General features: G+C 61.2%; 24 protein-coding genes. 22 read left to right on the top strand and 2 right to left on the bottom strand.

The features are described 5' to 3' along the window. Nucleotides 1-36: 36 nt before the first annotated feature. On the bottom strand, nucleotides 37-825 hold the full coding sequence (locus F3J24_RS10850) for an SAM-dependent methyltransferase (RefSeq protein ID WP_167005783.1): 789 nt from the start codon (nucleotides 823-825) through the stop codon (nucleotides 37-39). Next, on the bottom strand, nucleotides 822-1,430 hold the full coding sequence (locus F3J24_RS10845) for a Maf family nucleotide pyrophosphatase (protein WP_167005780.1): 609 nt from the start codon (nucleotides 1,428-1,430) through the stop codon (nucleotides 822-824). The genes F3J24_RS10850 and F3J24_RS10845 overlap by 4 nt, the downstream gene beginning before the upstream one ends. Before the next feature lie 25 nt (nucleotides 1,431-1,455). Between F3J24_RS10845 and F3J24_RS10840 the strand changes: the two genes are divergently transcribed. From F3J24_RS10840 to F3J24_RS10735, 22 genes are all read left to right on the top strand, one after another. Next, nucleotides 1,456-2,010, top strand: a complete 555-nt coding sequence (locus F3J24_RS10840) for a DUF177 domain-containing protein (protein ID WP_114862969.1) — start codon at nucleotides 1,456-1,458, stop codon at nucleotides 2,008-2,010. 239 nt (nucleotides 2,011-2,249) lie between these two features. Then, nucleotides 2,250-2,432 carry a 50S ribosomal protein L32 gene (rpmF, locus tag F3J24_RS10835; RefSeq protein WP_003058062.1) on the top strand — a complete coding sequence of 61 codons (183 nt, stop codon included), beginning with the start codon at nucleotides 2,250-2,252 and terminating at the stop codon, nucleotides 2,430-2,432. A 197-nt stretch (nucleotides 2,433-2,629) separates the two neighbouring features. Then, nucleotides 2,630-3,670, top strand: a complete 1,041-nt coding sequence (gene plsX / locus F3J24_RS10830) for a phosphate acyltransferase PlsX (protein ID WP_050872210.1) — start codon at nucleotides 2,630-2,632, stop codon at nucleotides 3,668-3,670. An 8-nt stretch (nucleotides 3,671-3,678) separates the two neighbouring features. Further along, nucleotides 3,679-4,659, top strand: coding sequence for a beta-ketoacyl-ACP synthase III (locus F3J24_RS10825; protein WP_043007685.1), 981 nt, complete (start codon nucleotides 3,679-3,681; stop codon nucleotides 4,657-4,659). A 51-nt stretch (nucleotides 4,660-4,710) separates the two neighbouring features. Further along, a complete protein-coding gene (gene fabD / locus F3J24_RS10820; protein WP_167005778.1) occupies nucleotides 4,711-5,655 on the top strand; it encodes an ACP S-malonyltransferase in 945 nt (314 codons plus the stop codon). After that, complete coding sequence (gene fabG / locus F3J24_RS10815; RefSeq protein ID WP_003058052.1) at nucleotides 5,652-6,395, top strand: 3-oxoacyl-ACP reductase FabG; 744 nt, start codon at nucleotides 5,652-5,654, stop codon at nucleotides 6,393-6,395. The genes fabD and fabG overlap by 4 nt, the downstream gene beginning before the upstream one ends. A 159-nt stretch (nucleotides 6,396-6,554) precedes the next feature. Further along, on the top strand, nucleotides 6,555-6,794 hold the full coding sequence (acpP, locus tag F3J24_RS10810; protein ID WP_003058049.1) for an acyl carrier protein: 240 nt from the start codon (nucleotides 6,555-6,557) through the stop codon (nucleotides 6,792-6,794). Nucleotides 6,795-6,830: 36 nt separating this feature from the next. Then, complete coding sequence (gene fabF, locus F3J24_RS10805; protein ID WP_167005775.1) at nucleotides 6,831-8,078, top strand: beta-ketoacyl-ACP synthase II; 1,248 nt, start codon at nucleotides 6,831-6,833, stop codon at nucleotides 8,076-8,078. A 124-nt stretch (nucleotides 8,079-8,202) separates the two neighbouring features. Then, nucleotides 8,203-8,685, top strand: coding sequence for a hypothetical protein (locus F3J24_RS10800; RefSeq protein WP_167005773.1), 483 nt, complete (start codon nucleotides 8,203-8,205; stop codon nucleotides 8,683-8,685). A gap of 38 nt (nucleotides 8,686-8,723) precedes the next feature. After that, nucleotides 8,724-9,353, top strand: coding sequence for an RNA polymerase sigma factor RpoE (gene rpoE, locus F3J24_RS10795; protein ID WP_003064186.1), 630 nt, complete (start codon nucleotides 8,724-8,726; stop codon nucleotides 9,351-9,353). A gap of 27 nt (nucleotides 9,354-9,380) precedes the next feature. Then, nucleotides 9,381-10,169 carry a sigma-E factor negative regulatory protein gene (locus F3J24_RS10790; protein ID WP_167005770.1) on the top strand — a complete coding sequence of 263 codons (789 nt, stop codon included), beginning with the start codon at nucleotides 9,381-9,383 and terminating at the stop codon, nucleotides 10,167-10,169. A gap of 260 nt (nucleotides 10,170-10,429) precedes the next feature. Then, nucleotides 10,430-11,932 (top strand): DegQ family serine endoprotease, encoded by a 1,503-nt coding sequence (locus F3J24_RS10785; RefSeq protein WP_167005768.1) that lies wholly within the window; start codon nucleotides 10,430-10,432, stop codon nucleotides 11,930-11,932. 428 nt (nucleotides 11,933-12,360) lie between these two features. After that, nucleotides 12,361-14,169: a translation elongation factor 4 gene (gene lepA, locus F3J24_RS10780; protein WP_167005765.1), complete on the top strand. Its 1,809-nt coding sequence runs from the start codon at nucleotides 12,361-12,363 to the stop codon at nucleotides 14,167-14,169. Continuing rightward, nucleotides 14,169-15,146 carry a signal peptidase I gene (gene lepB, locus F3J24_RS10775; RefSeq protein WP_167005763.1) on the top strand — a complete coding sequence of 326 codons (978 nt, stop codon included), beginning with the start codon at nucleotides 14,169-14,171 and terminating at the stop codon, nucleotides 15,144-15,146. The genes lepA and lepB overlap by 1 nt, the downstream gene beginning before the upstream one ends. 72 nt (nucleotides 15,147-15,218) lie before the next feature. Continuing rightward, entirely contained in the window at nucleotides 15,219-15,569 is a 351-nt protein-coding gene (locus tag F3J24_RS10770; RefSeq protein WP_167005760.1) for a DUF4845 domain-containing protein, read from the top strand. 9 nt (nucleotides 15,570-15,578) lie between these two features. Continuing rightward, nucleotides 15,579-16,262, top strand: a complete 684-nt coding sequence (rnc, locus tag F3J24_RS10765) for a ribonuclease III (RefSeq protein ID WP_003057967.1) — start codon at nucleotides 15,579-15,581, stop codon at nucleotides 16,260-16,262. After that, the gene (gene era, locus F3J24_RS10760; protein ID WP_003057966.1) at nucleotides 16,259-17,362 is read left to right on the top strand and encodes a GTPase Era; all 1,104 of its coding nucleotides are present in this window, start codon (nucleotides 16,259-16,261) and stop codon (nucleotides 17,360-17,362) included. The genes rnc and era overlap by 4 nt, the downstream gene beginning before the upstream one ends. Nucleotides 17,363-17,507: 145 nt before the next feature. After that, nucleotides 17,508-18,287, top strand: a complete 780-nt coding sequence (recO, locus tag F3J24_RS10755; RefSeq protein ID WP_167005758.1) for a DNA repair protein RecO — start codon at nucleotides 17,508-17,510, stop codon at nucleotides 18,285-18,287. Beyond that, entirely contained in the window at nucleotides 18,284-19,057 is a 774-nt protein-coding gene (locus F3J24_RS10750; RefSeq protein WP_167005755.1) for a pyridoxine 5'-phosphate synthase, read from the top strand. Before recO ends, F3J24_RS10750 begins: the two co-directional genes overlap by 4 nt. A gap of 64 nt (nucleotides 19,058-19,121) precedes the next feature. Beyond that, on the top strand, nucleotides 19,122-19,517 hold the full coding sequence (gene acpS / locus F3J24_RS10745) for a holo-ACP synthase (RefSeq protein WP_003064212.1): 396 nt from the start codon (nucleotides 19,122-19,124) through the stop codon (nucleotides 19,515-19,517). A gap of 58 nt (nucleotides 19,518-19,575) precedes the next feature. Then, nucleotides 19,576-20,667, top strand: coding sequence for a beta-N-acetylhexosaminidase (nagZ, locus tag F3J24_RS10740; protein ID WP_167005752.1), 1,092 nt, complete (start codon nucleotides 19,576-19,578; stop codon nucleotides 20,665-20,667). Nucleotides 20,668-20,859: 192 nt separating this feature from the next. Beyond that, nucleotides 20,860-22,641, top strand: coding sequence for an ABC transporter ATP-binding protein/permease (locus F3J24_RS10735; RefSeq protein WP_167005750.1), 1,782 nt, complete (start codon nucleotides 20,860-20,862; stop codon nucleotides 22,639-22,641). Nucleotides 22,642-22,712 lie beyond the last annotated feature (71 nt).

Raw genomic sequence — 22,712 nt, 5'->3', positions numbered from 1 at the left:
TGCGGTATTGGCCGCAGGCTTTTTGATTTCAGGCGCTTAGCGGCCTATGGCAAACACCACCGGTGTGCGGTTGTCGGGAGGCGCGTTGCGCTGGCGCCATTCGCGCACCAGATGGCTTTCGATGCGTGCCGTCTCCAGCGTCAATCCGCTGGCCAGGGCCAGTCTGGTATTGGGTTGCAAGGTTTGCAACAGCGCCTGCCAGAGAGCAGCATTGCGGTAAGGCGTCTCGATGAACTGCTGGGTCTGGCCTTGGCGCAGGGCCAGGCTCTCCAGCTCCTTGATGCGGGCCGTGCGCTCGGCGCCATCCTGAGGCACGTAACCGACAAAGGCGAAATTCTGGCCGTTGAGGCCGCTGGCAGCCAGGCCCAGCAGCAGCGAGACCGGTCCCGTCAGCGGTATTACGCGAATGCCCAGATCATGGGCGGCACGCACGACGGAGCTGCCGGGGTCGGCCACGGCGGGCATGCCCGCCTCGCTGATCAAGCCCATGTCCAGCCCGGCCAGAGCCGGTGCCAACAGGGGCTTGGGGTCGAAGACGGCGCCGCCTTTGTTGCCATGGTCGCCTTTTTTGTGGGCTTCGCGTGGCAGCTCGGCAATGTTCTGGGCCTGCAGCGGCGCAGCCAGCGGGAACAAGGCGTCGATGCGCTTGAGATAGGCGCGGGTCGTCTTGGCGTTTTCGCTGATCCAGTGAGTCAGAGAAGCGGCGCGGCGCAGCGTGCCCTCGGGCAGCACCTCGGTCAGCGCGGTCTGGCTTTCGCAGCCGAAGTCGAGTGGAGCAGGCACCAGGTAAAGGGTGCCGACTTTGCTTTTAGATGTGTCGCTCATGGCAGAACCACTCCCGCGGCACGCAGCAACTGGCAGGTGCGGATCAGCGGCAGGCCTATCAGTGCCGTGGGGTCGTCGCTGACGATGGCATCCAGCAGAGCGATGCCCAGGCCCTCGCTCTTGGCCGAGCCTGCGCAGTCATAAGGCTGCTCGGCACGCAGATAGCGCTCGATCTCGAGGTCGTTCAGTTCACGAAAGCGCACTTGCACCGTGACTACGCCGGACTCCATGAAGCCGGCTTCGGCACAGCTCACGCAGACGCCGGTGTGAAAATTCATCTGGCGGCCGCTCATCTGGCGCAGCTGCTCGGTGGCGTGCTCGTGGGTGCCGGGCTTGGACAGGGGCTGGCCGTCGAGCTCGGGCACTTGGTCGGAGCCGATAACGATGGCGCCGGGGTGTAGCTGGGCCACGGCTTGTGCCTTGGCCACGGCCAGACGCAGGCTCAGCTCGTAGGGTGTTTCGCCGCTGTGCGGGGTTTCATCCACTTCGGGAGACACCGTCTCGAACGGCAGTTGCAGGCGGCTGAGCAGCTCGCGGCGGTAGCGCGAGGTCGAGCCAAGAATCAATGGACGCTCAAGTCGTCCGGCAATCAATAAGTCGGGCATTGCGGGATTCTCTTACACTGACTGCATGAGCAAGGATTTTTCTGCGACCCGGCTGGACGTGCGTGCTTTCGCGCAGGCCGCAGGTCATCTGCATGGTCAGGCACCATTGTCGGACTTCAAGCGTCTGGCGGCGGATGCGCTGGCGATTACTGGCGAGCAGCCCCTGGTGCGCTGGGAAGCCGAAGGCGAGCTGGTCGAGCAAAAGGGCGGCAGCGGCCATGTGTGGCTGCACCTGAGTGCCGAGGTGGATTTACCGCTGACCTGCCAGCGCTGCCTGACCGAGGCCGATATTCCCCTTTATGTGGATCGGTCATTTCGCTTCGTTCCGGACGAGGCGACGGCAGAACTGGAAGATGACGACAGCGATGAGGATGTGCTGGCACTGAGCAGCGAGTTCAATCTGCTGGAGCTGATCGAGGACGAGCTGCTGATGGAAGTGCCGGTGGTGCCTCGCCATGAGGTCTGCCCGGTGCCCGTCAAGCTGGAGGTCAGCGATGACGCCTTCGAGCAGGCCAATGAGCAAAAGGAGAACCCTTTTGCCGTGCTGCAATCTCTCAATGTAGGCAAGTCTGCCGACTGATCCAGCCCGGAGCACGGTGGGGATTTGATTTTGCATAGGCCACGAAAAGCGTTTGCGCTATAATCGTGAGCTTCGCGCGAAACCCCCTCGTGTCTTTAATGGGCTGATCGCGTTTTTTTAGGACTTGCACAGACAAGGGCGCACTTACTCTCGGTGGGTGCGTTGAAAGGCAGAGTTTTTTGCCCGGTCTTGCTGTGTGGGTCGTGTTACCAACCCTTTCAAGATACACAGGAGCCATCATGGCTGTTCAGCAAAACAAGAAGTCTCCCTCCAAGCGCGGCATGCACCGTTCGCACAATGCACTGAATGTGCCTGGCATTGCTGTTGAAGCCACTACCGGCGAAACACATCTGCGCCACCACATCAGCCCCAACGGCGTGTACCGTGGCCGTCAAGTGCTGAAGAACAAGTCCGAAGCCTAAGCGACGACTGCATTCGCAAAGCCTGTTGCTACATTTTTTGTAGCAACAGGCTTTTGTTTTTATGGGAGATATTTGCAAAATCAGCCTTGGCTGGCCTTGCTGCACAATTCCAGGGCTGGTTTTGCAGATAACTCCTGTGGTGGTCCCTGGACCATCCAGTTCATTACCCCAAACCCGATTGGACCTGTCAGTCGCCCATGATTACTTTGGCTGTTGACTGCATGGGGGGCGATCATGGCCCCCGCGTCACGCTGGCCGCGTGTCGTCAGTTTCTGAATTTACACCCCGATGCGCATCTGCTGCTGGTCGGCAAGGCCGATGAGTTGGCTGGCTTCAAGCACGAGCGTGTGACCGTCGTCCCCGCCACGGAAGTGGTGAGCATGGATGACCCCGTTGAAATAGCCCTGCGCAAGAAAAAGGACTCGTCCATGCGCGTGGCTGTGCAGCAGGTCAAAAATGGCGCGGCTCAGGCTGCAGTGTCTGCCGGCAATACCGGAGCGCTGATGGCGATCTCGCGCTATCTGCTCAAGACTCTGGATGGAATTGACCGTCCTGCCATTGCCTTTGGTTTGCCCAATGCCAAGGGCAGCGACACCACCATGCTGGACCTGGGTGCCAATGTGGACTGCACGGCGGAGCATCTGCTGCAGTTTGCGGTCATGGGCTCGGCCCTGGTCTCGGCGCTCAAGAACACCGAGGCGCCCAGCGTCGGCCTGCTCAATATCGGAGAAGAGCTGATCAAGGGCAGCGAAGTCATCAAGCGCGCCGGCGAGTTGCTGCGCGCTGCTGGCGATGCGGGCAATCTCAACTTCTACGGCAATGTCGAGGGCAACGACACCTTCAAGGGTGTGGTGGACATTGTGGTGTGCGATGGTTTCGTTGGTAACGTTGCGCTCAAGACCACCGAAGGGGTTGCCTCGATGATCTCGGGGATTCTCAAGGAAGAGTTCAAACGCAATATCTTCACCAAGATTGCCGCCATCATTGCCTATCCGGTGCTATCTGCGCTGATGAAGCGTGTCGATCACCGTCGGTACAACGGCGCTGCCTTGCTGGGCCTGCGTGGGCTGGTCTTCAAAAGCCATGGCTCGGCCGATGCAATGGCATTCGAGCATGCTTTGAACCGCGCGTATGATGCGGCACGCAACAACCTGCTTGACCGTGTCCGCAGCCGTATTGCTGCTGCCGCACCCTTGTTGCTGGCAGCGCAGACGGAATCTGGAACTTCGGCGCCCTGATAGAAGACATGAGACGCTACGCACGCATCATCGGCACCGGCAGTTACCTGCCGCCCCGCCGCCTGACCAATAACGACCTCGCAGCCGAGCTGGCTCAGCGTGGCCTGGAAACCTCGGACGAATGGATCGTCGAGCGCACCGGCATTCGTGCCCGCCACTTTGCCGAGCCCGATGTGACCAGCAGCGATCTGGCTCTGGAAGCCAGTCGCAAGGCCATCGAGGCTGCAGGCATAGAGGCTTCGGACATCGATCTGATCATTGTCGCAACGTCCACCCCGGACATGGTGTTTCCCTCGACGGCAGCCATCCTTCAGCACAAGCTGGGCATCAGCAATGGTTGCCCTGCCTTTGATGTGCAGGCGGTGTGCAGCGGTTTCGTCTATGCCTTGACAGTGGCGGACTCCATGATTCAGTCCGGCGCCGCCAAGCGCGTGCTGGTGGTGGGCTCCGAAGTCTTCAGCCGCATCCTGGATTTCAACGACCGCACGACCTGCGTGCTGTTCGGTGATGGCGCCGGCGCCGTGGTGCTGGAGGCCTCCGACGAGCCCGGCATCCTGTCCACCGAATTGCATGCTGATGGCAGCCATGTCGGCATTCTCTGCGTGCCGGGTAATGTCTCCGGTGGCAATGTGCTGGGCGACCCCTTGCTCAAGATGGACGGTCAGGCCGTGTTCAAGCTGGCAGTGAGCGTGCTGGACAAGGCTGCTCGCTCCGCGCTGGAAAAAGCGGGCCTGACGGATGCCGACATCGATTGGCTGATTCCGCACCAGGCCAATATCCGCATCATGCAAAGCACGGCGCGCAAGCTCAAGCTGTCCATGGACAAGGTGGTGGTGACCGTCGATCAGCATGGCAACACCTCGGCTGCCTCGATTCCCCTGGCGTTGGATCATGGCGTGCGCAGCGGCCAGGTCAAAAAAGGCCAGACCGTGCTGCTCGAAGGTGTGGGTGGTGGCTTCACCTGGGGGGCAGTGCTCCTCAAGATGTAGCTATAAACGCAAGCTAGATAAGCGTTTAAGGCAGTTTTTATACTAAGAAATATGAAGAAATTCGCGTTTGTATTTCCTGGCCAGGGCTCTCAGTCCGTAGGCATGCTGGACGGCTGGGGTGATCATCCCGTCGTGGCTCAGACCGTGGCCGAAGCCTCCGAAGCTCTGGGTGAGGATGTAGGTCTGCTGATCAAGCAAGGCCCCAAGGAAGCGCTGGCTCTGACCACCAATACCCAGCCCGTGATGCTGGTGGCCGGTGTGGCGGCCTGGCGCGTCTGGCAGGCCGAGGGCGGTGCACTGCCCGATGCCGTGGCCGGTCACTCCCTGGGTGAGTACTCGGCACTGGTTGCGTCCGGCGTGCTGACGCTGGCTCAGGCCGCTCCCCTGGTGCGTCTGCGTGCTGCAGCCATGCAGGATGCCGTGCCTGTGGGCACGGGCGGCATGGCGGCTGTGCTGGCGCTGGATGCCGAAAAGGTCAAGGCAGTCTGTGCCGAAGTGACGGCTCAGTTGGGCGGCGCCGAAGTGGTGGAAGCCGTGAACTTCAACGATCCCGGTCAGACCGTGATCGCTGGCAGCAAGCTGGCCGTGGAAAAAGCCTGTGAAGCGGTCAAGGCGGCCGGTGCCAAGCGCGCCCTGCCTCTGCCCGTGTCCGCACCTTTCCACTCCAGCCTGATGAAGCCCGCTGCAGAAAAGCTCAAGGTCGCGCTGGCCGAGCTGACGCTGGCTACCCCCTTGATTCCCGTCATCAACAATATCGACGTCACCGTCCAGACGGACGCTGATTCGATTCGTGATGCCCTGTATCGTCAGGCCTTTGGCCCGGTGCGCTGGGTGGAATGCGTTCAGGCCATCAAGGCGCGCGGCGTCACCCATATCGTGGAATGTGGACCCGGCAAGGTGCTGGCCGGCATGGTCAAGCGTATTGACGCCGACCTGACGGGTGCTCCCTTGTTTGATACAGCCACCCTGGCTGACGTGAAAGAATTGCTCGCATGACTGATAACCAGACCAAGCCCCAGGTTGCCCTGGTCACCGGAGCCACTCGTGGCATTGGTGCCGCCATTGCGCAGGAGCTGGCCTCCAAGGGCTATCAAGTGATCGGCACGGCCACCTCGGATGCCGGTGCTGAAAAGATCAGCCAGGCGCTGTCCGCCTTCGGCGGCCGCGGTGTCACGCTGAACGTGACCGACGGCGCTGCCGTGGATGCCCTGATCGACTCCATCGTCAAGAACGACGGCGGCCTGCATGTGCTGGTCAACAATGCGGGCATCACGCGCGACACCCTGGCGATGCGCATGAAGGATGACGACTGGGACGCCGTCACCGACACCAATCTGAAGGCCGTTTTCCGAGTCAGTCGTGCGGCTATTCGCCCCATGATGAAGCAGCGCTTCGGTCGCATCATCAGCATCACCAGCGTGGTCGGTGCCTCGGGCAATGCTGGTCAGGCCAACTACGCTGCAGCCAAGGCTGGCGTGGCGGGCATGACCCGTGCTCTGGCCAAGGAACTGGGCAGCCGCGGCATCACCGTGAACTGCGTGGCTCCCGGCTTCATCGCCACGGACATGACGGCAGACCTGCCAGAGGCGCAGAAGGCTGCGCTCAAGGCGCAGATCGCCATGGGCGATCTGGGTCAACCCAGCGACATCGCGCATGCCGTGGCCTATCTGGCCTCTGCCGGTGCCGGCTATGTGACGGGGCAGGAGTTGCACGTCAACGGCGGCATGTACATGTAAGAGATTTCGGCAGCTTGCGTGGTGTTTGCCACAACTGCTGCCAGAGGCTGAACATTTTTGCAAGTTCAGTGGCCGTTTCCTCGCGACGGCCAGCCGCCAAGGGGCTTCTCCCGAAACGGCTAGAATCGCGGGTTCATTCACAACCCCCTGAGGGAAACCATGAGCGATATCGAAGCACGTGTCAAAAAAATCATTGCTGAACAACTCGGCGTTGAAGAGTCCCAAGTGACCAACGAAAAGGCCTTCGTGGCTGACCTGGGCGCTGACTCCCTGGACACAGTGGAACTGGTGATGGCCCTGGAAGATGAATTCGGCATCGAGATCCCTGACGAAGACGCAGAGAAGATCACGACGGTGCAAAACGCCATCGACTACGCCAATACCCACCAAAAGGCCTAAGGTCTTTTTTCAGCGATCAGTTAAAGGTTTGAACGCATGAGCCGTCGTCGCGTTGTCGTGACCGGTCTGGGCTGCATCTCCCCCGTGGGTAACACGGTGGGCGAAGCCTGGACCAATCTTTTGGCCGGCCAGTCCGGTATTGACCTCATCACCAAGTTCGATGCGTCGAACTTCTCCTGCAAGATTGCGGGTGAGGTCAAGGGATTTGATGTGGAGAAGTACATGAGCGCCAAAGATGCGCGCTCCATGGATACCTTCATTCATTACGGCATCGCGGCTGCGGAGCAAGCCGTTCTGGACGCAGGCCTGCCCACAGGTGAAGCCCTGTCCGAAGACCTTGCCACACGCATTGCCTGCGTGATCGGCTCGGGCATTGGCGGCCTGCCGCTGATCGAGAACACTCACGCAGAACTGGCTGCCCGCGGTCCTCGCCGCATCACGCCGTTCTTCGTGCCTGCTTCCATCATCAATATGGTGGCAGGGCATGTGTCCATGCGATTTGGCTTCAAGGGGCCGAATCTGTCGATCGTTACAGCCTGTACCACAGGTCTGCATTGCATCGGCGAAGCCGGACGCATGATCGAATACGGCGATGCAGACATCGTCGTGGCCGGTGGCACGGAAGCCACTGTCTCGCCTCTGGGTGTTGGCGGCTTTGCTGCCATGCGTGCGCTGTCCACGCGTAACGATGACCCCAAGGCTGCCTCGCGCCCCTGGGACAAGGACCGTGACGGCTTTGTACTCGGTGAAGGTGCCGGTGTGCTGGTGCTCGAAGAGTACGAACACGCCAAGGCCCGTGGCGCCAAGATTTACGCGGAGCTGGCAGGCTTTGGCATGAGTGCCGATGCCGGTCACATGACGGCTCCCAACATGGACGGCCCCCGCCGCGCCATGCTCAATGCCTTGCGCAATGCCGGTGTGAACCAGGATCAGGTCAATTACCTGAATGCGCATGGCACGTCCACGCCGCTGGGCGATGCGAACGAGTCCAATGCCATCAAGGCGGCCATGGGCGAGTTTGCGAAGAAGAATCTGGTGGTCAGCTCGACCAAGTCCATGACGGGTCACCTGCTGGGTGGCGCGGGTGGCATCGAGAGCGTTTTCACCGTGATGGCGCTGCACGACCAGAAGATTCCTCCGACCATCAACCTGATCAACCAGGATCCCGAGTGCGATCTGGACTATTGCGCCAACACGGCGCGTGACGCCAAGCTGGAAGTTGCCGTGAAGAACAACTTCGGTTTCGGCGGCACCAATGGCACGCTGGTTTTCAAGCGCGTCTAAGTCGCTGCTAGCTGCTTCTGCACAAGCCCGCATAGGCCCAGGCCTTGCGGGTTTTGTTTTATGTGGGGCTTGATCGTGCTTTCCCTAGCTTTGCGGCAGCCGGTTTTTCGCACATGGTCTGCCCATGAGCGCTCGCTACCATGCCCCCGCAGTTGCCTACGTCTTCGAGCGATCAGTCTGGGCCGCCGGGGGGCTGCTGTTGATCGGGGCAGGCCTGTTGACGGTCCTGCTGGCCTGGTGCCTGCAGGCCGGGGGGAACGGTCTGCAGTTGCTGCTGACCCTAGCGGCTCTGACGTTGGCCGCGGCGCTGCTTTGTGCGCAGTGGAGGAACTGGCCCCAAGGACGCCTGCTCTGGAATGGTGGGCATTGGTCGCTGGAGGCCAAAAACCTGTCAACCGCACAGTCATTGCCTGTGCGGCTGGGAGTGGGGCTTGATGGTGGCCACTGGCTTTGGCTCAGCGTTGCGGATGTCGTGGTGCTCAGGGCCAAGGGCGGCAGGCGCAGAGTGCTATGGATTTTCCTGTCTCAACGACACAGCCCCGAGCAATGGGGAGACTTGCGGCGTGCGGTATATTCCTCCATCGTGCCGCTGGCAGAGCAAGGCTAGGCCTTCGCCGGTTATGGCAGCACGCCGCTTGGCCTTTCATGACACCACCCGACTTCCCCACTCCCTCTGCCGACAGCGATCTGGCTCTGGTTGAACGAGCCAATGCTGGCGACACACGGGCTTTTGAGCTGCTGGTCATCAAATACCAGCGTCGCATCGAACGTCTGGTGGGCCGCATGGTGCGCGATGTCGATCTGGTGCCTGACATCACGCAGGAAACCTTCATCCGCGCCTACAAGGCCTTGCACCAGTTTCGCGGCGAGGCCCAGTTCTATACCTGGCTGTACCGCATCGCCGTCAACACGGCCAAGAAGGCCTTGATGGAAATGCATCGCTCGCCGGTGATGACCGAGAGCGCGTTACACACTGGGGACGATGAGGATGAAACTTCTGTTCACAGACAGGAACTAACGACTCAGGAAACCCCGGAAACAGTATTGGCGGCGCGTGAAATTGCCGAAGCCGTCAATGCCGCCATGGAAGCTTTGCCCGAGGATTTGCGCCAGGCGGTCACGCTGCGCGAAATCGAAGGGCTCAGTTATGAGGAAATCGCCCAGGCGATGGACTGTCCCATAGGCACGGTGCGCTCGCGCATCTTTCGGGCACGCGAGGCGATCTCGGCCAGGGTCAAGCCCCTGCTGGAGCGCCAGGGCGGAAAGCGTTGGTAGTACAGGCAAGACGAGCAGGTGAACTTCATGAATGACGATCTGATCAAGCAGGAACAGTTGTCGGCCCTGGTGGATGGCGAGGCTTCTTCGGTCCAGATGCAGGCCGTGCTTTCCTATGCGGAAAGCGACGAAGGCCAGCAGTCCTGGGCCATGTATCACCTGATTGGCGATGTGCTGCGTTCTCCCGAGCTGGCCCATCACAGTCAGCACGATATTTTGAGCGGCGTGCGCGCCCATATGGAGCGCGAGCCTATCCGTGGCATTCATCTGCCCGGTGTGAGCGCAGATGCGGCCAGCTCACTGGGCCTGGGCAGTCTGGAGCAGATCACTGCTGCAGAGGAGCGCGAGCGGGCGCTGGGCAATGGCGCAACCGTGGTCAGTCTTCCTGCTCGTCAGGCGGCCAATGCATCGGTCTTTCGCTGGAAAATGGCAGCCGGCTTTGCTTCGGTAGCCGCCGTGGCCGCTGTGGGATGGGGGGCGATGCTCGCGGGCTCGGGCGGCCTGTACGGTCGCCAGGGTGGCGCTCAGCTTGCGGCTCTGAGCCCGAGTGTCGTCGTGGCTGCCGCGCCCGCCGCATCGCTGGGTTTGAGCCAGCCGGTCTCCGGCGCTGAGGAAGCGGTCATGCCGCTGAGCTCGGAAGCCCAGTCGTCCACCGTGGTGGCAGTTGCGGGCCCCAACGGCCAGACCGTGATGCTGCGTGATCCGCGCCTGGACGAATTGCTGGCTTCGCACCCTCAGCAAAGCAGCGCACCGAATCTGCAGATGCCGGCCAGCTTCCTGCGCAATGCAAGCTTTGCCACAGCTACCCGCCATTGATGTTCCGGGGCATGGCCGTCCTCAGCCTGGGCTCATGGTTTTCAGACCTTGAGTCTTGTGCGGACTACGCAAGCTGCTATTGATTTCAATACAGTCGACCGCAGATGTTGTGTCATCTGCGGTCAATTCGATGGGGCAGGGCACTTTCGGCCGATGCCGGCTTTTGCCAGAATGAACATTCGACGCTCCTACCCGCTTTCTCTCATGGGTCTGATTTCACGACCGCTTGTGTCAGACGATTCGAACAAGGAATAGAAACGATGCGCACACCTGCCCGGATGACGCTCAAGTCCCGTGTTTCGGCTACAGCCCTGGCCAGCGCCATGGCAGTCGCGGCCCTGGCCACAGGAGCCATGCTGCCGGTCACCGCCGCTCATGCCCAAAGTGCTGCAACGGCGCGCGGGCTGCCGGATTTCACGGATCTGGTCGATCAGGTCGGCCCTTCGGTGGTCAACATCCGTACGCTGGAGAAGGTCTCCAATAACAGCGCCGAAGCTCTGGGCATGGATGAAGACATGCTGGAGTTCTTCCGTCGCTTCGGCCTGCCCGTGCCCAATGTGCCGCGTCAGCGCTCGCCCAAGGGCGGTCAGTCCGAGGAAGAGCAGCCGCGTGGCGTGGGTTCGGGCTTCATCCTCACTGCCGATGGCTATGTGATGACCAATGCCCATGTGGTCGATGGCGCCGATGAGGTCATCGTCACGCTGACCGACAAGCGCGAGTTCAAGGCAAAGATAGTCGGTGCGGACAAGCGCACCGATGTGGCTGTGGTCAAGATCGATGCCAAAGGCCTTCCCGCTGTCAAGATCGGTGATGTGAGCAAGCTGCGAGTGGGCGAGTGGGTCATGGCGATTGGCTCTCCCTTCGGACTCGAAAACTCGGTGACGGCCGGCATTGTCTCGGCCAAGCAGCGCGATACCGGCGACTATCTGCCCTTTATCCAGACCGATGTGGCCATCAACCCCGGCAACTCGGGTGGCCCGCTGATCAATATGCGGGGCGAGGTGGTGGGGATCAACAGCCAGATCTACTCCCGCTCGGGCGGCTTCATGGGCATCAGCTTTGCGATTCCCGTGGATGAAGCGACCCGTGTCAGCGATCAGCTGCGTGCCACCGGCAAGGTCACGCGTGGCCGTATCGGCGTGCAGATTGGCCCTGTGACCAAGGATGTGGCCGAGTCCATCGGCCTTGGCAAGCCCGAGGGCGCACTGGTGTCGGCTGTCGAGCCGGACTCTCCTGCGGCCAAGGCCGGTGTGGAGGCGGGCGACGTGATCACCAAGTTCGATGGCAAGGCCATCGAGAAGGTCTCCGATCTGCCGCGTCTCGTGGGCAATACCAAGCCCGGCACCAAGAGCAACATTACCGTGCTGCGCCGCGGCAAGCTCAAGGAGCTGAGCATGGTGATTGCCGAAGTGCCTTCCGACGAATCTGCCAAGGCCAAGGCCGGCAGCGGTGGGGCAGGCAAGACTCCTCCCGCCGGCACGCTGGATAACAAGGCTCTGGGCCTGACGCTGAGCGAGCTGACGGCTGCGCAGAAGAAGGAGCTGGCCATCAAGGGCGGCGTGCGCGTGTCGGCTGCGGTGGATGCCGCAGCCCGTGCCGGCCTGCGCGAGGGCGATGTGATCCTGCAACTGGCCAATGTCGAAGTCTCCGATCTCAAGAGCTTCGAGGCAGCCTGGGCCAAGGCCGACAAGTCCAAACCCGTGAATGTGCTGGTGCGCCGGGGTGACTGGGCGCAATATGTGCTCATTCGCCCTGCCAAATAAGGGTGCAGAAAAACCGGCAAGAGCTTGTTGTCATTTCGCGATCTGAAATGACAACAAGCCCTCAGCCCGCCAGTGCCCCTATGCCATTGGGTAGAATCCCACGCAAATGCATGGTGGTTGGACGCAAAAAATCACGCTGACAAGCGGTTTTCAAGCGGTGCAAAAGCCTTTGCAATCTCCTGCTACTGATGGCTAAACGGCGTTTTCCGGTCTGTGGATAATTTGTTGATAAATGAATTTGAAAATCACAAACCGGAACTTGTCAAGCCTTGCTGGGTCTTGGTTTGCGGCCAGTTTTGCCTACAATAAAGTCCCAACTATCGCAGTTGCCAGAGATTGTTGGTTAAGGGCGCGCCGCTTGAGGGACGCGCCCTTTTTTCTTGCTGCTGCAGGCCACTTTTTTCAATTCCAAGCTGTCTTTCTCGTTGATGAATCACATCCGTAATTTCTCCATCATTGCGCATATCGACCATGGCAAGTCCACGCTGGCGGACCGCCTGATCCAGCGCTGCGGAGGCCTCGCCGACCGCGATATGGAAGCCCAGGTGCTGGACTCGATGGACATCGAGAAAGAGCGCGGCATCACCATCAAGGCCCAGACTGCGGCCCTGCAATACAAGGCCAAGGACGGGCAGGTCTACAACCTGAACCTGATCGACACCCCCGGCCACGTGGACTTCTCCTACGAAGTCTCGCGCTCGCTGTCGGCCTGTGAAGGCGGTCTGCTGGTGGTCGATGCCTCTCAGGGCGTGGAAGCCCAGACCGTGGCCAATTGCTACACCGCGCTTGACCTGGGCGTGGAGGTGTTCGCCGTCCTCAACAAGATGGACCTGCCTCAGGCCGACCCCGAGAATGCCAAGGCCGAGATCGAGGATGTGATCGGTATCGATGCCAGCGACGCCATTCCCTGTTCGGCCAAGACCGGCATGGGCATCGACGAGATTCTGGAAGCCATCGTGGCCAAGGTGCCGGCTCCCAAGGGCAATCCCGATGGGCCTCTGCGCGCCATGATCGTGGACAGCTGGTTCGACCCCTATGTGGGCGTCGTGATGCTGGTGCGCGTGGTGGATGGCGAGCTCAAGAAGAATGAGCGCTTCAAGATGATGGCCAGCGGCGCTGCCTATGAAGCCAACAACATCGGCGTGTTCACTCCTGCCAACCAGCCGCGCGATGCGCTCAAGGCCGGCGAGGTGGGCTACATTATCGCCGGCATCAAGGAGTTGAAGGCCGCCAAGGTCGGTGACACCATCACGCTGGAAAAGAAGCTGCCCAACAACCTGGGTCCTGCCGAGAAGCCTCTGCCGGGCTTCAAGGAAGTCAAACCCCAGGTTTTCGCGGGTCTGTACCCCACAGAAGCGTCTGAATACGACCAGTTGCGTGATGCGCTGGAAAAGCTGCAGCTCAATGATGCGGCGCTGCAGTTCGAGCCCGAGGTCTCGCAGGCGCTGGGCTTTGGCTTCCGCTGCGGCTTCCTGGGTCTGCTGCACATGGAAATCGTGCAGGAGCGACTGGAGCGCGAATTCGACCAGGATCTGATCACCACGGCTCCCAGCGTGGTCTACCAGGTGATCAAGGGCGATGGCGAGCTGATCGACGTGGAGAACCCCTCCAAGATGCCCGATATCGGCCGCATCCAGGAGATCCGCGAGCCCATCGTGACCGTGCACCTCTACATGCCGCAAGACTATGTGGGTCCGGTGATGACGCTGGCCAACCAGAAGCGTGGCGTGCAGATGAATATGCAGTACCACGGTCGTCAGGTCATGCTGACCTACGAGATGCCGCTGGGCGAAATCGTGCTGGACTTCTTCGACAAGCTCAAGAGCGTCTCGCGCGGCTATGCCTCCATGGACTACGAGTTCAAGGAATACCGCGCATCCGACGTGGTGAAGGTCGATATCCTGCTCAACGGCGAGAAGGTCGACGCCCTGTCCATCATCGTGCACCGCTCGCAGTCCGTATATCGCGGCCGTGCCGTGGTGGCGAAGATGCGCGAGATCATCAGCCGTCAGATGTTCGATGTGGCCATTCAGGCCGCCATCGGCGCCAACATCATTGCGCGTGAAACCGTCAAGGCCATGCGCAAGAACGTGCTGGCCAAGTGCTACGGCGGCGACATCACGCGTAAGCGCAAGCTGCTCGAAAAGCAGAAGGCCGGCAAGAAGCGTATGAAGCAGATCGGTTCGGTAGAAGTGCCGCAGGAAGCCTTTCTGGCCATTCTGCAAGTGGAGGATTGATGCAAGTCATGCAGTGGATCACGGCCGCCATCCTGGCGGCCTTTGTAGGCTATATCGCGGCCTGGTACACCGGCTCCATCGAAGGCAACTTCGCATTGCTGCTGTTTCTGGCAACCGTGGTGACCGGTGTGTACTGGCTGGCCGAGCGCTTTTACTTCTGGCCCCGGCGCCGAGCGGCTGCGGCCGCGCTGGAGCAGGCTGCCGTCGAGCGTCGCGCCGAGCTGGACCGCATGGGCATCGCCAAGACTGACATCGAAGTCTCCGACGACGCCAAAGGTCGCATTCTCATGCAACCCTGGTGGCTGGACTGGACTGCCGGTCTGTTCCCGGTGATCGCCATCGTATTCGTGCTGCGGTCCTTCCTGTTCGAGCCGTTCAAGATTCCCTCCGGCTCCATGATTCCGACGCTGATGGTGGGCGACCTGATCCTGGTCAACAAGTTCACCTACGGCATCCGTCTGCCCGTGATCAACAAGAAGATCACCGAAGGCAACAAGCCACAGCGTGGCGATGTGATGGTGTTCCGCTACCCACCCCAGCCCACGCTGGACTACATCAAGCGTGTGGTGGGCGTGCCCGGTGATGAAGTGGCCTATATCAACAAGCGCCTGAGCATCAACGGCAAGGAACTGCCCGTGCGCGATCTGCCGGACTTCCTGGATCGCGACGTGATGCGCTACTTCAAGCAGTTTGAGGAAACCCTGGGCGAGCACCCGCACCGTGCCATCGTCAACAACGATGTGCCGGCCTTCATTCAGGGCGCGAGCAACTTCGAGTACAAGGAAAACTGCCGCTACAGCGTTGAAGGCGTGACCTGCAAGGTGCCCGAAGGCTATTACTTCATGATGGGCGACAACCGCGACAACTCGCTGGACTCGCGCTACTGGGGCTTTGTGCCGGACCAGAACATCGTGGGCAAGGCATTCTTTGTCTGGATGAACTTCGGTGATCTGAGCCGTATCGGCCGCTTCCACTGAGCACCGGCAATCGTTTCGTCATTTTTCTGGGATACACGGGCAGGAACATGCCCGGCTTGAGAGGGGAAAAGCATGAAAAATCTGGCAATGCGCTCCAGGCAGCGTGGTCTGTCCTTCATCGGTCTGGTGTTTCTCGTGGCCATCATCGTGGCAGTTGCCGCAATTGGCGCACAATCGGTGCCCGTCTTCCTGGAGTACCAGGCCATCACCAAGGCGGCCAACAAGGCCGCCGCTGAAGGCAGTACCGTTGCCGAAGTCAAGGCCAGCTTCGATCGTTCGGCCTCCATTGATGACTTCAAGTCCATCACCGGCAACGATCTGAACGTGACCAAGGTCAACGACAAGATCGTCGTGGGCTTCGAGTATTCCCGTGAGATTCATCTGGCAGGCCCTGCCTACCTTGTTTACCGTTTCAAGAAATAGACCTTTCAGGTGGAACCTGCTCTAGTCGCTCTGCAGCAAAGGCTGCAACATCAATTTGCCAACCCGGCGCTGCTGCAGCGTGCCATCACGCACCGCAGCTTTTCGGCCGACAACAACGAGCGACTGGAGTTTCTGGGCGACTCGGTGCTCAGTCTGGCCATCTCCAGCTTGCTCTATGCCAAGCTGGCCTCCATGCCCGAAGGCGATCTCTCGCGTGTTCGGGCCAATCTCGTCAAGGAAGGCACGCTGCACAAGATCGCGCTGAAGCTGCAGCTGCCTGATCTGCTGCGTCTGGGCGAAGGTGAGGCCAAGTCCGGTGGCAAGCAGCGCCCGTCCATCCTGGCCGATGCCGTGGAGGCGCTGATCGGCGCCGTCTACCTCGATGCCGGCTTTGCCGCAGGCGAGAAAGTCGTCCACCACCTCTTCGAGGGCGTGGACATCAACCCCCATATGCGTGCGGCCGACAAAGACCCCAAGACCGCACTGCAGGAATTGCTACAGGGCAAGCGCATGAAGCTGCCGCAATACCATGTGGTGGAAATCAGTGGCGCGGCGCACAAGCAGACCTTCAAGGTCGAGTGCACGATTGCCGAATGGAATATCAGCGCCCAGGGCTCGGGAGCATCCCGTCGCATGGGCGAGCAGGCAGCCGCCGCTGCCTTGCTGGAAAAAGTGAAAGCCAAAAATCCATGACCGATGCTGCTAAGAAAAAGATAGCGGGCACCGCAGGTGCAGAAAAAGCCAAGGGCCAAAAGGGCCCCAAGTCTGTGACTACCGATATCAGCGACCCCAGCCTGGACTACATCAGCGCCATGCTGGCCGCTGCCAAGCCCGGTAGCACGCCGACCGCCATCCGCGACCAGGAGGAAGAGGCTCCGGCACGCGTCTACGCGCCCGAAGAGCAGCGCTGCGGCCTGATCGCCATCGTCGGCAAGCCCAATGTGGGCAAGTCCACGCTGATGAACGCGCTGGTGGGCCAGAAGATCTCCATCACCTCGCGCAAGGCCCAGACCACGCGCCACCGCATCACCGGCATCCGCACCAAGGACGAGACCCAGTTTGTCTTTGTGGATACCCCCGGTTTCCAGACCAAGCATTCCACTGCCCTGAACAAGTCGCTCAACAAGACCGTGATGGGCGCGATCGGCGATGTGGACCTGATCCTGTTCGTGGTGGAGGCGGGCAGCTTCACGCTGGCCGATGCCAAGGTGCTGAGCCTGTTCAAGCCCGGCATTCCCACGCTCTTGATCGCCAACAAGCTCGACACCGTGGGTCGCCGCGCCGAGATCGCCCCCTGGCTGCGCGATATGCAGGAGCGCCATCCTTTTGCCGAGTTCGTGCCCATGTCGGCCAAGAACAAAAAGGATATCGAGCGCATGTATGGCATTTGCGCCAAATACCTGCCGCAGCAGCCCTGGTTCTACGGCGAGGATGAACTGACCGACCGCAGCGAGAAGTTCCTGGCTTCCGAGACCCTGCGCGAGAAGCTGTTTCGCTTCACGGGCGACGAGCTGCCTTATACCTCCACCGTGGTCATCGACAAGTTCGAGGAGGAGCCCAGCCCCAAGTTTGGCCGCTTCATGCGCGTTGCAGCCACCATCGTGGTCGAGCGCGACGGCCACAAGGCCATGGTGATCGGCCAGGGCGGCGAGCGCCTCAAGCGCATCTCCACCGAAACCCGTCAGGAGCTGGAAAAGCTGCTCAACGCCAAGGTGTTCCTGGAAGTCTGGGTCAAGGTCAAGTCCGGTTGGGCTGATGACGAGGCCCGGGTCAAATCCTTCGGCTACGAGTAAAACTTTTTGACCCCTACGCTCGCTCACTGCGTGTGCCCGCTGCCCCCCAAGGGGGCCATGACCCGGCTTAGGCCGGGTTTTGCCTTGGGGCGACCCGGCGGCAAAACCGCCCCCTTCACATTTTTGTTGTGGTACGGAGCAAGTCATGGCTAGCGCCAAACGCGTCGGCGACGAGCCCGCATATATCCTGCACCAGTACGACTGGAGCGAATCCAGTCTGATCCTGGAGGTGTTCACGCGCCATCGCGGGCGCGTGGCGCTCGCGGCCAAGGGCGTCAAGCGTCATACCTCCAACTTTCGCCCTGTGCTGCTGCCGCTGCAGCCGCTCAAGCTCAGCTACACGCTGGGGGCGGAGGGCAATGCCGAGATTCACACGCTCAAGGGCGCTGAATGGGCGGGCGGCCATGTCATGCCCCAGGGCGATGCACTGTGGTCGGGCATGTACCTGAACGAGCTGCTGCTGCGCCTGCTGGCGCGTGATGACCCGTATGCGGCGCTGTTCGACATCTATGCAGGGGTGGTGCGCGTGTTGGCGGGCCAGCATGGCGGCACGACCGAGGCCATCGAGCCTGTGCTGCGTGCCTTCGAGCTGGTGCTGCTGCGCGAACTCGGCCATCTGCCCGATCTGCGGCAGGAAAGCGCAACGCTCAGCCAGGTCAACAGTGTTTTGCGCTATACCCTGGTGGCCGATGGAGGCCTGCGCCAGGCCGCTGGTTACGAGCGCGCGGCGCTGAGCGGCCAGCAGTGGCAGGGCATAGAGCTGGCGCTACAGGCCGAGCAGCCATTTCCGCGAACCCTGAACGCACTGGCCGAGCCCGAAGTGGCCCAGGCCTTGAAGCCGCAATTGCGCCATCTTCTGCAATACCATTGCGGCTCAACCATGCTGCGCACCCGCCAGCTGATGATGGATCTGCAATCGCTATGAATACCTCTGCCTCCCCCCGCACCGCGCTTTCGGTCAATGTCAACAAGGTGGCGCTGCTGCGCAATACCCGCCATCTGGGCATTCCATCGGTGACGCGTGCGGCGCAGATCTGCCTTGAAGCGGGAGCGCAGGGCATCACCATTCACCCGCGCCCCGACGAGCGCCATATCCGTGCGCAGGATGTGTTCGAGCTGCACGAGCTGCTCAAGAGCTGGCCTGAGGCCGAATTCAATATCGAAGGCAATCCCACGCAGAATCTGATGGATTTCATCCGCCAGACGCGTCCGCATCAGGCCACCTTCGTGCCGGACAGCGAAGACCAGTTCACCAGCGACCATGGCTGGAGCTTTCCCCAGGATGCCGAACGCCTCCAGCCGCTGATTGCCGAATGCAAGGCGCTAGGCGTGCGCGTGAGCCTGTTCATGGATCCGATCCCCGAGCAGATGGCGGCAGCCAAGGCCGTAGGTGCCGACCGCGTGGAGCTCTACACCGAGCCCTTTGCCGCCAATTGGGGCAAGGCCGAGCAGGAGCAGCAACTGCAAGCCTATGCCAGGGCCGCGCAGGCCGCGCTGGACGCCGGGCTGGGTATCAATGCCGGCCATGACCTGAACCGCGACAATCTGGCCGCCTTTGTGGCGCAGGTGCCGGGTCTCGCCGAAGTCTCCATCGGCCACGCCCTGATTGCCGATGCACTGGAGCTGGGCTACGCCGAGACCGTCAAGGCCTATCAGGCCTGCATCGACGCTGGCATGGCAGGCAAGAATTCCTGAAAAGATAGCTGCTAGCGCTTTGTGGGTAAGCGTTTAAGGCCTTTTTCTCTATAAGGAGTCATGGATGATTTACGGCATCGGCACCGATATCTGCGATGTGCGCCGCATACGCGCAAGCCTGGAAAAGCATGGCGAGCGCTTTGCGCGCAAGGTTCTGGCCGATGGCGAACTGGCGACCTGGAAGGCGCGCAGCGAGCGCTGGCCCGAGCGCGGCATCCGCTATATGGCCACGCGCTTTTCGGCCAAGGAAGCGTTCAGCAAGGCCGTGGGAATGGGCATGGTCATGCCCATGACCTGGCGCCATTGCGAAGTCATCAAACTGCCCAGCGGCCAGCCTGCGATTCGTCTGCATGGAGAACTCAAGGAGTGGTTTGAGAAAAACAATCTGACGGCGCACCTGTCCGTCACCGATGAATCCGACTACGCAGCCAGCTTTTGCGTCGTCGAAAGAAAAGAATGAAATATGCTGCTGGCACTTAATGGATAAGCGCTAGCAGCTATCAAAAACAAAGTACATCATGAGCATGCACGCCCCTCTCATCATCGATATCGCAGGTACATCGCTGACCGATGTGGACCGCGCACGCCTGGCCCATCCTCTGGTGGGCGGCATCATTCTCTTCAAGCGCAACTGGGAGGACCGCAGCGCGCTGGTCCAGCTGTGTGCCGATATCAAGGCCGTCAAGCCCGACCTGCTGATCAGCGTGGACCACGAGGGCGGCCGCGTACAGCGCTTTCGCACCGATGGCTTCACGCATATCCCGCCGATGCGTGCCTTTGGCGAGATGTGGATGGATGACGGTAAGGGCAAAAAGCACCGCGAAGGCAGCGGCGCCATGCGCGCCATGAACGCCGCCACGGCCGCCGGCTACGTGCTGGGTACGGAGTTGCGTGCCTGCGGTGTGGATTTCAGCTTCACGCCCGTGCTGGATCTGGACTATGGCGAATCCTCGGTCATCGGTGACCGCAGCTTTCACCGCGACCCGCGGGTGGTGACGGCTCTGGCCAAGAGCCTGATGCAGGGTCTGCTGCAGGCCGGCATGGGCAATTGCGGCAAGCATTTCCCCGGTCACGGCTTTGTGAAGGCCGATTCGCATGTGGACATTCCCGTCGACAAGCGCAGCCTGACGGCCATTCTCGACGAAGACGCCGCACCGTACCCCTGGCTCTCCAGCGTGCTTACCGCCGTCATGCCCGCTCATGTGATCTATCCCAAGGTGGACAAGCGCCCCGCGGGCTTCAGCGAGAAATGGCTCAAGGACATCCTGCGCGCCCGTCTGCGCTATGACGGAGCCATCTTCAGCGACGACCTCAGCATGGAGGGCGCGCGCCGCATTGACGGCGAACTCATCAGCTACACCGATGCTGCGCTGACCGCCCTGAATGCGGGCTGCGACATGGTGCTGCTGTGCAACCAGAGCCTGGGCCTGGGCGAGCATGTGGACGAGTTGCTGGACGGCATGGATGCCGCGCTGCGCGATGGCCGCTGGGTGCCCGATATCGACTCCGAATCGCGCCGTGTCTCGCTGCTGCCCGACACCGAGCCCCAGGCCTGGGACGATCTGATGCGCCAGCCTGCCTATCTGCAGGCGCTGGATCTGTTGCCCTAGGCGGCACTGAGCCGGCCCAGCCATCCGCTGCCTTTGACGCAAGGGCAGCGGATTTTTTATGTCTTCCGAAGGCCGGGCAGGGCGGCTACCTGCATTTAAGTCTGGCCTCAGTTAACCGGCTTAGGGTGAGCTCAGGAGCCTGGCAGCGGCATCGCCGCGGCGCCAGTTGTTCATGAATCACCGAAAGCCTGCATGACTTCCAAGAGCCCGGGAGCTGAGTCCCGCAAACATCGGCCAGGCGTGCTGCGCCAGGCCTTTTCGCTGACCCGGCCCTATTTCCAGTCCGAGGAGAAATGGAAGGCCTGGGGGCTGCTGGCCGCCATCGTGGGCCTCAATCTCGCCGCGGTGTTCATGCTGGTGCAGATCAATGAATGGAACCGGGTGTTCTATGACGCATTGCAGAACAAGCAGGCCGAGGTGTTCTGGCAGCAGCTCTGGCGCTTTCTCTGGCTGGCCCTGGCGTATATCGTCATCGCGGTCTACAAGTTCTATCTGACGCAGTTGCTGCAGCTCAACTGGCGGCGCTGGCTGACCGAGCACATGTTGCAGCGCTGGCTGTCGGCCAAGGCGTTCTACCGGCTGGAACTGGGGCGCTATGGCGTGGACGGCAATGCCAAGGCCCCCGACAACCCCGACCAGCGGATTCAGGAGGACCTGAATCTTTTCACCACCTATAGCGTGTCGCTGTCCATGGGGCTGCTGAATGCGGCCGTCACCTTTGTGAGCTTCGTCGGCATTCTGTGGAGCCTGAGTTCCGTCGTCGATATCGGTCTGCCGGCCTTGTTCGGTGGCGGGCAGCTGCAGGTTTCCGGTTTCATGGTCTGGATGGCGGTGCTGTATTGCCTGGTCGGCAGTGCAATCACCTTCTGGATCGGCAAACCACAGGTCTGGCTCAACAGCCGCCAGCAGCAGCTGGAGGCCAATTTCCGCCACCACCTGATCCGTGTGCGCGAGCACGCCGAAGCCATCGCCCTGGACGGTGGCGAGCGCGTCGAGGGGGCGCAGATCGGCCTGCGTTTCGGAGACGCGCTGAGCAACTACCTGAACCTGATCAAGAAGCAGAAGAGCCTGGGCTGGTTTACCAATTTCTTCGGCCAGGCGGCCGTGGTCTTTCCCTTCATTATTGCCGCACCGCGTTTTTTCAGCGGTGCTATCCAGCTGGGTCAGCTCATGCAGATAGGCTCGGCCTTCAATCAGGTGCAGGACTCGCTGAGCTGGATCGTCAACAACTACTCCGATATCGCCGCCTGGCGGGCCACGACCTTGCGTCTGGCCGGTTTTGACGAGAGTCTGCACGAGCAGGAGGAGCATCCGGTCGGCGTGCAGCTTGCAGCGTCTAACCAGTTGCAGACCCGGAATCTCGATGTGTCCCTGCCCGCAGGAAGCCCGATCGTGGCGGACGCCGAGCTTCAGATACGCCCGGGTCAGAGGCTGCTGATCAGCGGGCCTTCGGGCAGCGGCAAGTCGACCTTGCTGCGGGCGTTTGCCGGCATCTGGCCCTATGCGCGAGGTCAGGTGGAGCGGCCTCGGGACGCGATGTTCATTCCTCAGCGTCCCTATTTTCCCGACGGCAGCCTGCGCGATGCCCTGGCCTATCCGGAGCCGGCGGCAAGCTACAGCGATGCCGAGCTCAAACAGGTCTTGCGCGAAGCGCAGCTGCCGCAGTTGCAGGAGCGGCTGGACAGCCAGGCGGCCTGGAATAGCAGCCTGTCGGGAGGTGAGCAGCAGCGGCTGTCCGTGGCGCGGGTCTTGCTCAAGCGCCCGGCCTGGGTGTTTGCGGACGAGGCCACGAGCGCGCTGGACAATGCCGCCGAAGCGAAGATCTACAGCCGGCTGGTGCAACTGGTGCAAAGCAAAGGCGGGGCATTGGTTTCGGTGGCGCACCGCGACAGCGTGACGGAGTTCCACACGGCCCGCTGGCTGCTTCAGCCGCAGCAAGGGATCCGGGAGGCCGACCTGCCCGGGAGCCGCTGAAGCAGGCAGGTTTGAGGACAGGCAGTCTCAACCGCAGTGCAGGCCCGGGAGGCTCTGGCCGCGACTTTCTC

The organism is Comamonas sp. Tr-654 (assembly GCF_011752915.1).
In the GTDB taxonomy this organism is placed as follows: Bacteria; Pseudomonadota; Gammaproteobacteria; order Burkholderiales; family Burkholderiaceae_C; genus Comamonas.
Note: the sequence above shows the minus strand (reverse complement) of the source record. Positions and strands in the feature narration are given on the sequence as shown.